The following is a 12,854-nucleotide window of genomic DNA, read 5'->3' as shown; positions in this document are numbered from 1 at the left end:
GCCCGCAAGAGTAGGAAATGAAAGCCGCTTCAAATCGGGAATGGAGCTGCAATCAAAACAGGAGTTCCAGAACGGCAGGTACGCAGTGCGCGGGTTTCAGGGCCATCAACGGGGGTGACGGCGCGATGCTGAAGGGTTTGACCGGACGGAAGGCGGCGGCAAAGCGGAACAGCTTCGCCCGGCATGGCGTGGCGACGGTGCTCGTCACCGCCGCGACGATGGCGCTGGGACTGCTGACGGGGATCCTGGTCGCCCGCACCGTCGGTCCGGATGGCCGGGGGGCGCTGACCGCTGTGCTGACCACCGTGCAGTTGCTGGGCTGGCTGTTCGGCATGGGCTGCGGCAAGGCGGTCACCTATGCGCTGTCGCGGGACCATGCCGCCGGTGGCCGCCTGCTGAGCACCTGGACCCTGATCCTGCTGCCGGTTGCAGCGGTGGCGATCGGCGTTGGCTATCTGCTGCTGCCGACACTGCTGGCGGCGCAGCCGGCGGAGACGCTGGCGCTGGCGCGGCTCTACCTGCCGATGATCGCCATGGCCCTGCTGTCCGAACTGATGCTGGGCCTGATCCTGGGCGATCAGGATTTCCGCAGCTTCAACGCGTTGAATTTCCTTCAGCCGGCCGGCGTCGCCATCGTCTATGCCGCGCTGTGGGCCACCGGCCGCTTCACGGTGGAGGCCGCCGTCATCGTCCAGGCGGCGATGAGCACGCTGGTGCTGGTGGTGGCGACCGCTGTGCTGGTCCGCCGCCACGGCATCGGCCGGCCCGATCCGGCGCTCGGCCGGCAGACCGTCTGGTATGCCCTGCGCACCCACGGCGACGTGGTGGGCGGCGTCATCACGCAACGGCTGGACCTGCTGATCATCCCGGCCTTCCTGTCGGCGACGCAGGTCGGGCTCTATGCGCTGGCAACCAGCCTGTCCTGGCTGATCGTCAGCCTGTCCGGCGCGCTCGCCACCGTCGTCATGCCCGCCGCCACCCGGCGGGGACAGTCGGGGCGCGAGCTGGTGCTGAACAGCCTTCAGGCGACCTTCGCCATCGGCGGCCTCCTGGGCGGCGGGCTGTTCGTCTTCGCCGACATCGCCATCGGGCTGGTTTATGGCCCGTCCTTCGCCGACAGCGCGCTGCCGCTGCGGCTGCTGCTGCCGGGCGCCATCCTCTATGCCGCCGCGTCGATCCTGCTGAACGGGCTCTATGCGGAGAACCGGCCCTTCACCGCCACCCTGGCCAATCTGCTGGGCATGGTGGTCACGCTGGCCGGGCTGCTGCTGTTCCTGCGCAGCGGCGGGATCCTGGCTGCGGCCATCGTTTCCACCGTCGCCTACACGCTGGTGTTCGCTACCGCGGCGACGCTCTACCGCCGCGCGACCGGACTGTCCTGGCGCGTCTTCCTTCCCGACCCGGCAATGCTCGCAGCCTTGCCGCGGCGCCTGTTCGACAAGCCGGCCCCGGTGACAGCCACTCCGGCTGCCAGCCCGGCGGGCCCCGCAGGCAAGTGACCGAACCCATCGGACATTCTTTAGGAATCGAGGAAACCGCAATGCGACTGTCGCTCTTGACGCCCGAATACCCACCCGGCGAAAAGCTCGGCGGTATCGCCACGCACACCCACACGATGGCCCGCGCGCTGACGCGGCTGGGCCATGCCGTCCAGGTGGTGACACCGTGGAAGACCGGCGGCTTGCCGGCCGGAACCACCATCGAAGACGGCGTCACGGTGCAGCGCGTCGATCCAGGTCCGCACAGGCATGCGGTGGTCGACCGCTTCCGGACCAACCGCCGGCTGGCCGATGCCGTCAGCTCCTTCCGTCCCGACGTGGTTCATGCGGCGGAGTTCGATGCCGACGCATGGTGGCTGACCCGCTTCAGCACCATCCCGGTGGTGACGCGGCTGGCGACCCCGACCGGGCTGGTGATGGACACCAACACCCAGCCCTGGGTGCCGCACACCCATCTGCTGAATGCGCTGGAGCGCGACCAGACCCGGCGCAGCGCCGCGATCTACGCCTCCACCCGCGCCATCGCCCGGCGGGTGGCCGATTACTGGCGCATCGCGCCGGAGCTGATCCAGGTCATCCCCAACAGCATCGACATCGCCGCGGTGGCAGTGAACCGGACGGCCGAACCGCCGATGGCGCTGCCGAAGCGCTTCATCGCCTTCTTCGGCAGGCTGGAGGGGCGCAAGGGCATCGCCACACTGGGCCGTGCCATTCCGGGCGTTCTGGCCGCCAACCCCGACCTGCATCTGATGATGATCGGTGGCGAGGATTCGGCGAGCGCCGCAGTCATCGACCAGTTCCGCCGCGACGTCGCTCCGGTCGCCGACCGCGTCCATTTCACCGGCGCCCTGCCGCGCAACGACGCGCTGGCCGTGGTGGCGCGGGCCGAGATGGCGGTCGCCCCCTCGCTGTGGGAAAGCTTCGGCTTCGTGGTGGTGGAGGCGATGGCGCTGGGCGTGCCGGTGGTCGCCAGCGATTGCGGAGGTTTTCCGGAAATCATTGAGCATGGCCGCACCGGCTGGCTGGTCCCGCCGGGGGAAGCCGAACCGCTGCGCGACATGCTGATCGCCCGGCTGGCCGACCGCGAGGGGCTGAAGACGGTCGCCGCGGCGGGGCTTGAGCATGCCAAGAGCTTCGACGTCGACACGGTCGCCGCCCAGGTCGCCGTCCTGCTGGAGAATGCCAAGGCGGAACGCACGCAGGCCGCCGGCTCCGGCATCTATAACAACGGTTACCGCCGCCATTTCCGCCCCGACCACCCCACCACCCCCTTCTACCGCATCTATGACGAGAAGCGGCGCGCGGTGGCGGCGGAGCTGGAACGGCTGCCGCGGATGCGCATCCTCGACGTCGGCGGCGGATATGGCCGCATCACCGGCCCCTTCGCCGGCCGTCACGACGTGACACTGGTCGACATCTCGCACGAGATGCTGGCGGAGGCGAAGGAGCGCTTTCCCGCCCTGACCGTCCAGCAGGCCGACGCCCGCAAGCTGCCCTTCCCCGACGACAGCTTCGACCTCGTCATCGCCATGGACTTGCTCTGCCACCTGCCGGATCTGGAGGCCGGCGTTCGGGAGTTGCAGCGGGTGGTCAAGCCCGGCGGCCGGATCGTCTGCGACACCACCAACGCCAACCCGCTGTGGGTGATCGCCTATCCCCGCTATTACCGCTGGCGGCCCGACCGGCTGCTGGCGACCATGCGCTGCCATGGCGTGCTGCCGGAGTGGAAGGCGCTGGTCCGCCACCATTGGGCGCCGGAGATGCGCAAGGCCATCGCCGCCACCGGACTGACCCTGCAGAAGACCGATCACTTCGGCCCGCCGGGGGTGGCGAAATGGCACCTGTGGTGGTGCCGGCGCGGCGGCGGGACGGAGGGCCGCACATCGTGACCAAACCGCCCCTTCTCCTCTTCCTCGCCCATGGCGGCGATCCACACCGCGTCGCCATGGCGCCGGTGCTGGCCGCCGCGGCGGAGCGTGCCGGATGGACCTTCGACCTCTATTATGACGGACGCCGCAGCGGCCGCCATTTCGGCGGCTGGGAGGACGGCAACCGCACCGAGGCGACCGGCACCGGCAGCCTGATGGCCGGCGGCCGGCATCTGGACCATGCGCTCTGGCTGACCACCTGCTTCCGCGTCGTGGCGCTGGGCGACCCGGCCTCTCCGCTTTGGCCGGTGGTGGAGGCGGGCGGCGAATGCGCCCTGCGCAGCACCGATCCGGCCGCCCTGTATGACGCCGCCTTCCGTCTGCTGGGGCAGTCGATCCCGGACGAGGTCGCGGTGCTGGACATGGCGCCACAGACCCCGCTCGGCATCGTCGCCGCGCCGTTCCTCTATCCGCGTCTGATGGCGGAGCCCTGCCTGGGCATCGACGCCAGTGCCGATGCCGGGCTGCGCCAGAGGCTGGAGGCGATGGGCGCCCGCCGCTTCACCGGCCACTGCGTCGATCCGGTGCGTGCCCGCGCCTTTCCCGGCGGCCTCGATGCGGTCGAGGGCAAGGTGGCGGGGGAGAGCTATGCCAGCTTCAGCGTGGCGCTGGCCCGCCGCCATGCCGGCTGGGGCCGCGGCACCCTGCTGGGCGATCCCGACCTGATCGCGGCGCAGCTGCCGCTGGCGGCGGCCAAGCGGCTCCTGCCGCTCTATGGCCGGCCGCAGACCGACGTGATCGAGCGCGCCGCTGACCTGATCCAGGCCGGAGCGGACCCGGTCTATGGCCGGCAGTTCGACGATCACGACTTCTTCGCGCTCGGCCGTCTGGGCCGCGGTTTGCAGATCGTCGACCCCGACCCACCCTTCGCCAGCACTGCCGCGGTGCCGCTGCGCATCGCCGAGCCGCCACGGCCCTTCACCGACTTCGAGCCCGACGATGCCACCCTGCGCCGCTGGGCGGCGGAGGGGAGGGTGCTGACCACGCTGGTCCTGTGGTCCGGCATGATCCGCGAGCTGCACTGCATCCCGCGCATTCTCGATCTGGTGGCGGCGACCGGCCTGCGCTGCGGGCTGGTGGTCACCGTCGACAGCCTGACCCAGTCCAGCCCCGCCGACCTCGCCCTGCTGTCGGTGCCGGAGGAGCGCGGCGGCGTGCTGGGCCGGGTGGAGCTTCTGCTGGGCAGCACCGGCCGCGGCGTCTGCGCCGAGGGGGAAATGCCGGGCCTCGAAAATCAGGGCGGCGAGCTGACCCGCCTGCTGGCGGACGCCCGTGCGGAGATCGCCACCATGCTGCCGCCCGGCCTGATGCCGCGCGGCTGGTGGCCGCTGGTCGACTCACCCCTGGTGCCCGGACACACCCCGCGCCTGCACTGGGAGGAGGGCCGCCCCGTCCTGCGCATCTCCCCGCGCCCGCGCCCAGCAGAAATCCCGACAGAAACTCCGGCAGCCAGCGTCGAGGCGGCACCGGAAGGCACGCCGCGCACGGCACCGCAGACCGGCGCGCCGGCGATGGACGCCCGGCGCCTGATCGGGAATGCGCTGCGCCGCTACCGGCTCGACCGCTTCTACGAGGCGTGGCGGCCCTACGATAGCGCCCGCCCCGGCCCGCTGCGGCCGGAGGTCGCCGCCGCCGTCCGCTCCGCCGGCTTCGACTACATGTGGACCAAGTCCGGTTTCGGTGCCGCCGAGGCGGTGGTGATGGACGGCGCCGGTAGCGACGGCTTCGTGGCGCTGCCCTTCACCGCCGGCGACTGGGACGGCTGGTCGCCCTTCTACACCATCCGCAACACTGCGCAGGTCCGGTCGGCCGAACGCCGCCTGACGCGCAGCGGGAAACCGGGATGGCTGGCCTCCAACATCGATTCCATCCTGTGGATGCTGCCCGGAGAAGTTCTGGAAAAGGGACGCGCGCTGTTCCAGGTCGCCCAACTCGTCGCCAATGGCGGTGGGACCGGAATGCTGGTCAACGTCACCCCCAACACCGTCGCCCGTTATGCCCGCATCCTGGCCGAGGCCAAGGCCGGACATGGCGCCCCCGCGCACCCTGCCCTCCCGCCGGAGGTCGGCGGCACGCGGGCACAGGATGAAGCGCCGGAAACCCGCCAGCCCAGCCGCGACCCGGCAGAGGTCGCCTGAGCCACCACAGCCGTCTTGCAACGCCGCGCACCGTTCGCCCGCTATGAAGGAGTTGAGCCCATGGACGCACCGGAACACCGATTGCCGTCAGGCACGTCCGGTCTCGCCGCCGGCTTTGTCGCACCGCCGGTCGGAACGGGCGCCGACAAGGTCGACGTCAGCCGGCTGGTGCAGATGCTGTGGCGCCAGAAATGGCTGATCCTCGGGTTGACCGCGGTGCTGTGGCTGCCGGCGGTGCTTCTGATCAACGCCATGACCCCGCTCTACAGCTCCTCCACCGTCGTGGTGATCGACCCGCATCCCAACCGCGTCATCAACATCCCCTCCGTCTCCGAGCCGATGGGGATCTATCTCGACACCGTCAACACCGAGGTGGAAATCCTGCGCTCCCGTGACCTCGCCGCCCGCGTGGTCGAGGCGCTGAACCTGGGGCAGGAACCGGAATACGCCGCCCCCACCAACAAGCCGGGCCTGTTCAGCCCGCTGATGGAGGAAGGCCGTACCCTGTTGACCGAAGTGACGGCGATGCTGCCTGATTCTCTGGCCGCCCTGCTAACGCCGGCCCCGCGCCCGGCCGCGCCCACCGGCAACGCGCAGGAGAGGGAAGCCGACCGCCTGACCGAGGCGTTCCAGAAGAACCTGCGCATCAGCCCCGGCGTGCAGTCCCGCGCGATCCGCATCACGGTGGAGGCGAAGGACCCGCAGCTTGCCGCCCGCGCCGCCACCGCCGTCGCCGACGCCTATCTCGCCATCCAGGTGGAGGCGAAGCGCAAGGCTACCCAGAACGCCAGCGAATGGCTGCAAAGCCGCCTGGACGAGCTGCGCCAGGACATGACCACCACCGGCCGCGCCGCGGTCGAGGCGATGCGGTCCGAGACCGGCATGGTGAAGGGCCGCGACGCCCCGCTGGTGAACGAGGAGATGTCGGCCCTGAACGGGCAGCTGGCGGAGGCGCGCACCGCCCATGCCAATGCCCAGTCCCGGCTGCGCCAGCTGCAGTCGGTCAGGCCCGGCAACCCGGAATCGCTGACCGGCGCCGACATCGGCGGTGATCCGCTGATCACCACCCTGCGCCAGCGTCAGGCGGCGCTGAACGCACAGCTCGCGGAACTGCGGGCCCAGTACGGCGACCGCCACCCGGCGCTGAACCGGCCGACCGCAGAACTGCGCGAGCTGAACGCCACCCTCGCCACCGAGGTCGACCGCGTGGTCCGCAGCCTGCGGGGCGAGGTGGAACAACAGGTCGCCAAAATCCAGGATCTGTCCCGCCGGTTGGAAGGCCTGCGGGCGGAATCCTTCGACACGCTCCAGGCCGATGTGAAGCTGCGCGATCTTCAGCGGCAGGCCGACGCGTCGGACGACAACTACCGCCGCGCCGTCACCCGCCTGAAGGAGACGCAGGTGCTCCAGGCGCTGGAGATGACGCCGGACGTGCGCATCGTGTCGGCCGCCGCCGTGCCGGGTGGCCCGGTCGGGCCGGGCAAGGCGGTGCTTGCCGGACTGGCCGCGGTCGTCTGCGGTGCCATCGCCACCGGCATCGCCCTGGTGCGGACCATGCGGCAGCGCGGCGTCTACAGCTCCCATCAGGTGGAGGCGCTGCTGGGCCTGCCCGCGGTCGGCATCGTGCCGCTGCTGGGCCGGGCCAAGCGGTCCGCGCGTGCCGACGACGACCCCTATTCCAACACTGGCGGCGGCGATTTCGCCGAGGCGGTCTGGCGGCTTTGCGCCCGGCTGCATCTGGTCCGCACCGGGGCCGAGCCCGCCAGCGTCAAGGGCGGCGAGGTGGTGATGCTGACCTCGTCGGTGGCGGGAGAGGGCAAGACGACGCTGGCCGTGGCGCTCTCCGCCTTCCTCGCCGACACCGGCCGGCGCGTCGTCATCGTCGATTGCGACACCCGCCGTCCGGCGGTGCACCGGCTTCTCGGCGGCGTGCGCCCACCGAAGGGGCTGACCGACCTGCTGGAGGGCGACGCGACGCTCGATCAGGTTCTGCACATCGACGACCGCCGCCGTGTGTCGGTGATCGCCGCGGGACGGCCGGTCGACCGCCCGCAGATTCTGCTCGGCTCCAAGGCCATGCTGTCGCTGCTGGTCGAGCTGGCCGAACGCTACGACGTCGTCGTCCTCGACACGCCGCCGGTTCTGTCGGTGTCGGACGCGCTGATCCTGGCGCCGCTGGCCGACCGCGTCCTCTACGTCGTGCGCTGGGCGCGCACCGCCTCCAGCCTCGCCAGCGCCGGCATCAAGCAGGTGCGGCAGGTCGGCGGACGGATCGGCGGAGCGGTGCTGTCGATGGTCAACGCCCGCGAACACGCGAATCTCGAATATGGCGCCCGCCCGCCCAGCGGCCGCTCCTATCGCCTGCGCCGCATCGCCTGAGGTCGAACCCTTGGGCTCAGGCAAGCGCCGGTCCCTTTCTGGAGAACCCACCATGAAAGTCGCGATCGTCCATTACTGGCTCGTCGGGATGCGCGGGGGCGAGAAGGTCGTCGAAGCCCTGTGCGAGCTGTATCCGGAGGCAGACATCTTCACCCATGTCTACCGGCCGGAACGCATGTCGCCGATCATCCGCAGCCACCGGGTCACCACGACCTTCATCGACCGGCTGCCGATGGCCCACCGGATGTACCAGAAATACCTGCCGCTGATGCCGCTGGCGCTGGAGCAACTTGACCTCAGCGCTTACGATCTGGTCATCAGCAGCGAATCCGGACCGGCCAAGGGCGTGCTGACGCGGCCCGACGCGCTGCATGTCTGCTACTGCCACACGCCGATGCGCTATGTGTGGAGCGGCTATCACGATTACCTGCACTCGGCCGGCCCGATCGTCCGGCCGCTGATGCCCTATGCCATCCACCGCCTGCGGCAATGGGATCTGGCGACCGCGGCGCGGGTCGACCGCTTCATCGCCAATTCGCACACGGTTGCCCAGCGCATCTGGCGGGTCTATCGCCGCGACGCCACCGTCATCCATCCGCCGGTGGAAACGCAGCGCTTCGCCACCGTCACCACTCCCAACGGCGGCGACAGGAGCGACCATTACCTGTTCGTCAGCCAGCTCGTCTCCTACAAGCGCGCCGACGTTGCCATCGAGGCGTTCAACCGCATGGGCCGCAAGCTGGTCGTCGTCGGCGAGGGGGAGGAGTTCCGGCGCCTGAAGCAGATGGCCGGACCGACGGTGGAACTGGTCGGCCACTGCTCCCCAGCCGACCTCGACCGCCACTATGCCTCCTGCCGGGCGCTGATCTTCACCGCCAACGAGGATTTCGGCATCGTCCCGGTGGAGGCGATGGCCGCCGGACGTCCGGTGATCGCGCTGAACCGTGGCGGCGCCACCGAGACGGTGCGGGACGGCCTGTCCGGCCTGTTCTTCGACCAGCAGACGCCGGAGGGCCTGATCGAGGCGGTGGAACGGTTCGAGGCGCAGGAGGCGCGCTTCAACCCCGCCGCAATCCGCGCCCATGCGGCCCGCTTCGACCGCGACGTGTTCAAGGCGCGCCTGCGCGAGACCATCGACAGTTGGATGAACGGCGAGGAAGCCTCCCTGGCGCCCGACCGCCCCACGGCGATCAGCCGCCGCGGACGGGAGCTGGCACCGGCATGAGCGGCGGCAAGACTCCTTCCATGGCGACCCGTCCGGTATCGCTGGTGCCGATAGACCCCACCGCCACCGAGCGGCTGGGCGTCACCGTGATCGTCCCGACCTACCGCCGGCCGGACCAGCTGGCCGGTTGCCTGGACGGGCTGGTCCGCCAGACCCTGGCGCCGGTCCAGGTGGTCGTCACCGTGCGCGACAGCGATCCGGAGTCCGCCGAGGTCGCCCGCCGCTACCACCCAGCCCTGCCCGTCCAGGTCGTCGGCATCGACGTCCCGGGGCAGGTCGCCGCCATCAACCGCGGCATGGACCATGCCATCGGAGATATCGTCGCCATCACCGACGACGATGCCGTCCCGCATCCCGACTGGGTGGAGCGGATCGAGGCGTGGTATCGCACCGACCCCCGCATCGGCGGGGTCGGCGGCCGCGACCATGTCTATCACGGCGACGTGCCGGAGACCGGAGAGGCGGAAATCGTCGGCCGGCTGCAATGGTTCGGCCGCGTCATCGGCAACCACCATCTGGGCGTCGGCCCGGCGCAGGACGTCGATGTTCTGAAAGGCGCCAACTGGAGCTTCCGCCGGGTGGCCATCGCCGGCCAGCGGCTGAACACCCGGCTGCGCGGCAGCGGCGCCCAGGTCCGCAACGAGGTGGATTTCTGCCTGCGCCTGTCCCGCCAGGGCTGGCGGCTGGTCTACGATCCGCTGGTCGCGGTCGACCATTTTCCGGCAGTCCGTTTCGACATCGACCAGCGTGGCGCCGATCACTTCCACCCGCAGGCGCAGGAAAACGCGACCTTCAACGACACGCTGGCGCTGATGGCCCATTTCGGCCCGGCCAACCGCGCCGCCTTCGCCGCCTGGGCCATGCTGGTGGGAACCTGTGAGTTTCCCGGGCTGGCGCAATGGGCAAGGCTGCGGCTGCGCGGCGACCGGCACGCCGGGGCGAAGCTGCGCGCCACGCTGCGCGGCCGGCTGGCGGGGATGCGCGACTGGCGGGAGACAGCGGCATGACCTTCGCCACCGCCGGCCAGGATCCGAACCATCTGGCGCGCACCCATCACGGCGCGGGCGGCCTGCCGTCCCTCGGCAAACTGGCCGCACCGGTCTTCTGGTTCCTGGTCTTGATGCCGGTGTTGGTCGGCAAGGCCGGCCTGCTGGAGATCATCTTCCCGGTGGGGGCGCTGGCCGTCGGCGCGCTGCTGGTGACGCGCGACCCGGCCCGCTTCGCCGCCTTCACCTGGTGGCTGTGGTTCCTGACGCCGGAGGTGCGCCGGCTGGTCGATTACCAAGCGGGCTGGAGCGTCATCAGTCCGGTCATGGTGACCCCCTTCGCCGTCGGTGCCATGACCTGGCTGGTGATCGCACAGTACTTGCCGATGCTGCGTTACCGCGCCTATTTCGGCTTCGTGCCGGTGATGCTGGGCATCTTCTACGCCTATTTCAACGGCATCACCCAGGCCGGCGTGGCGGCGGCGACCTTCGCGCTCTTGAACTGGCTGGTGCCGGTGACGCTGGGGCTCTATGTCGCCCTGCACTGGCCGCTCTACCCGCAGATGCGCGACGCGGTGCTGCGCGCCTTCGTGCTGGGGCTGGCGCTTGTCGGCGGCTATGGGCTCATTCAGTACTTCTTCATGCCGGCCTGGGATGCGCGCTGGCTGATCAATGTCGGCATGACCAACCAGGGCATGCCGCTGCCGATGCAGGTGCGGGTCTTCAGCACGCTGAACTCCTCCGGCCCGATGGCTTTCCTGCTGGTGACCGGGCTGGCGGTGCTGCCGGCGGCCCGCGGCATTCTCGTGCCGATCGCCGGAGCGCTGGCGCTGGGATCGCTGCTGCTCAGTCTGGTGCGGGCGGCGTGGCTGGCCGGGCTGTTCACCTTCGCCTGGCTGCTGCTGACCATGCCCGGCCGGCACCGGCTGCGGCTGGTCGCCGTCGGTGTTGGGCTGATCCTCTGCTCCCTGCCGCTCCTGAGCGTGCCGTTGGTCAACCAGGCCATCGTCTCCCGCTTCGACACGCTGAATTCGATGGAGAACGACCGCAGCTATCAGGAGCGGCAGGAGTTCTACGGCCGCTTCCTGATCCAGGCGCTGACCGAGGTGCGCGGCGCCGGACTCGGCACCATCGACACCGCGACCAAGCTGACCAACGAGGACGGCCAGCTGGGTGCCATGGCCTTTTTCGACAGCGGCATCCTGCGCGTACCCTACGAGCTTGGCTGGCCCGGCACGCTGGGCTATGTCGCCGGAATCATCGCGCTGACGGTGGGCATGCTGCGCCGCGGCGGGGCGCCGCCCGACCCCTTCGCCCGCTGCGCCGAGACCGCGGCGCTGACGATCCTCCTCTGCATGGTGTTCGAGCACACGCTGGTGAAGGTCACGGGCGTCGGCTTCTGGTTCTTCCTGGGCATGGCGATGGCCGCCAAGAACCATGGGCTCGCCACGCAGCAGGCCGTCGTCGAACAAGCCGCCGAACGCCAATTCCAAGAGGACAAGCAATGGACGGAAGCCTGATCCTGCCCGGCGCCCTGCCAGGGGAGATGCGGGAGGCCAGCGTGCTCCAGCTTGGACTGGGCTGGTTTCCGGAGACCCATGGCGGGGCGGAGAACATGTTCTACCACCTCGCCCGCCATCTGCCGCAGCAGGGCATCGCCTTCTCCGGGCTCGTGCTGGGCAATGTTTCCGAAACGCTGGACAATGGCGCCCGCATCGCCAGCTTCGCGCCGCCTTCGGCCTCCTTGCCGCGCCGGATGGTGGCGGCGCGGACCGCCATCGCGGACGCGCTGCGCCGGCAGGCGCCGGACCTCGTCGCCTCGCATTTCGCGCTGAACACGGTGGGAGCCCTGCCGGCCCTGCGCAACCGCCCGATGGTCGTCCATTTCCACGGCCCCTGGGCGCTGGAAAGCGCTGCGGAGGGAGCCGGTCCGCTGGCGGTGCGGCTGAAATTCATGGTGGAGCGGCTGGTCTATCACCGCGCCACCCGCTTCGTCGTGCTGTCCCGGTCCTTCGCCACCATCCTGGCCGAGCGTTATGGCGTGCCGCCGGAGCGCATCCACCGGGTGCCGGGCGGCGTCGATGCCGACCGCTACGACCTTCCCGATAGCCGGCAGCGGGCGCGCGTCCGGCTCGGCTGGCCTCCAGGCCGTCCCACCGTGCTGACGGTGCGGCGGCTGGTGAAGCGCATGGGGTTGACGGCGCTGGTCGATTCCATGGCGGAGCTGCGCCGCCGGGTGCCGGACGTGCTGCTGATCGTGGCCGGGCGCGGGCCGGAGGCGGCAGCCCTTCAGGACCGCATCGGCGCGCTGGGGCTGGAGGAGCATGTGCGGCTGCTGGGCTTCGTACCCGACGCGCATCTTCCGCTGGCCTACCGCGCCGCCGATTTGTGCGTGATGCCGTCCCAGGCGCTGGAGGGGTTCGGCCTGACCGCGCTGGAATCGCTGGCGGCCGGCACCCCGGTGATGGTCACCCCGGTCGGCGGGCTGCCGGAGGTGGTGGAAGGGCTGGACGGCGACCTCGTCCTGGCCGGGACCGACGCACGGTCCATCGGCATCGGCCTCGCCGAAGCACTGACCGGCGTCCGCCGCCTGCCGGATGCCGACGCCTGCCGAGCGCTGGTCCGCAGCCGCTTCGACTGGCCGGTGATCGCCGCCCGCACCGCCGCGGTCTACCGCGGCGCCCTGCAATGAGTATCCC

General features: G+C 70.3%; 8 protein-coding genes. All 8 read left to right on the top strand.

Going from position 1 to position 12,854, the window contains the following annotated elements; translation table 11 throughout:
* Positions 1 to 125: 125 nt before the first annotated feature.
* The 8 genes from GBZ48_RS01035 to GBZ48_RS01000 are packed head-to-tail and all read left to right on the top strand — an operon-like array spanning position 126 to position 12,847.
* The gene (locus tag GBZ48_RS01035; RefSeq protein ID WP_174469276.1) at positions 126 to 1,499 is read left to right on the top strand and encodes an oligosaccharide flippase family protein; all 1,374 of its coding nucleotides are present in this window, start codon (positions 126 to 128) and stop codon (positions 1,497 to 1,499) included.
* A gap of 41 nt (positions 1,500 to 1,540) precedes the next feature.
* Positions 1,541 to 3,388, top strand: a complete 1,848-nt coding sequence (locus GBZ48_RS01030; protein WP_174469275.1) for a glycosyltransferase — start codon at positions 1,541 to 1,543, stop codon at positions 3,386 to 3,388.
* The gene (locus GBZ48_RS01025; RefSeq protein ID WP_174469274.1) at positions 3,385 to 5,565 is read left to right on the top strand and encodes a hypothetical protein; all 2,181 of its coding nucleotides are present in this window, start codon (positions 3,385 to 3,387) and stop codon (positions 5,563 to 5,565) included. Before GBZ48_RS01030 ends, GBZ48_RS01025 begins: the two co-directional genes overlap by 4 nt.
* 60 nt (positions 5,566 to 5,625) lie before the next feature.
* Entirely contained in the window at positions 5,626 to 7,944 is a 2,319-nt protein-coding gene (locus GBZ48_RS01020; RefSeq protein ID WP_174469273.1) for a GumC family protein, read from the top strand.
* 52 nt (positions 7,945 to 7,996) lie between these two features.
* Positions 7,997 to 9,169 carry a glycosyltransferase gene (locus GBZ48_RS01015; RefSeq protein ID WP_174469272.1) on the top strand — a complete coding sequence of 391 codons (1,173 nt, stop codon included), beginning with the start codon at positions 7,997 to 7,999 and terminating at the stop codon, positions 9,167 to 9,169.
* Positions 9,166 to 10,176: a glycosyltransferase family 2 protein gene (locus GBZ48_RS01010; protein ID WP_246306908.1), complete on the top strand. Its 1,011-nt coding sequence runs from the start codon at positions 9,166 to 9,168 to the stop codon at positions 10,174 to 10,176. The genes GBZ48_RS01015 and GBZ48_RS01010 overlap by 4 nt, the downstream gene beginning before the upstream one ends.
* Positions 10,173 to 11,675: an O-antigen ligase family protein gene (locus GBZ48_RS01005; protein ID WP_174469271.1), complete on the top strand. Its 1,503-nt coding sequence runs from the start codon at positions 10,173 to 10,175 to the stop codon at positions 11,673 to 11,675. Before GBZ48_RS01010 ends, GBZ48_RS01005 begins: the two co-directional genes overlap by 4 nt.
* A complete protein-coding gene (locus tag GBZ48_RS01000; RefSeq protein ID WP_246306907.1) occupies positions 11,660 to 12,847 on the top strand; it encodes a glycosyltransferase family 4 protein in 1,188 nt (395 codons plus the stop codon). Before GBZ48_RS01005 ends, GBZ48_RS01000 begins: the two co-directional genes overlap by 16 nt.
* Positions 12,848 to 12,854 lie beyond the last annotated feature (7 nt).

The sequence above is a fragment of the Azospirillum melinis genome (genome assembly GCF_013340935.1).
Taxonomy (GTDB): Bacteria; Pseudomonadota; Alphaproteobacteria; order Azospirillales; family Azospirillaceae; genus Azospirillum; species Azospirillum melinis.
Note: the sequence above shows the minus strand (reverse complement) of the source record. Positions and strands in the feature narration are given on the sequence as shown.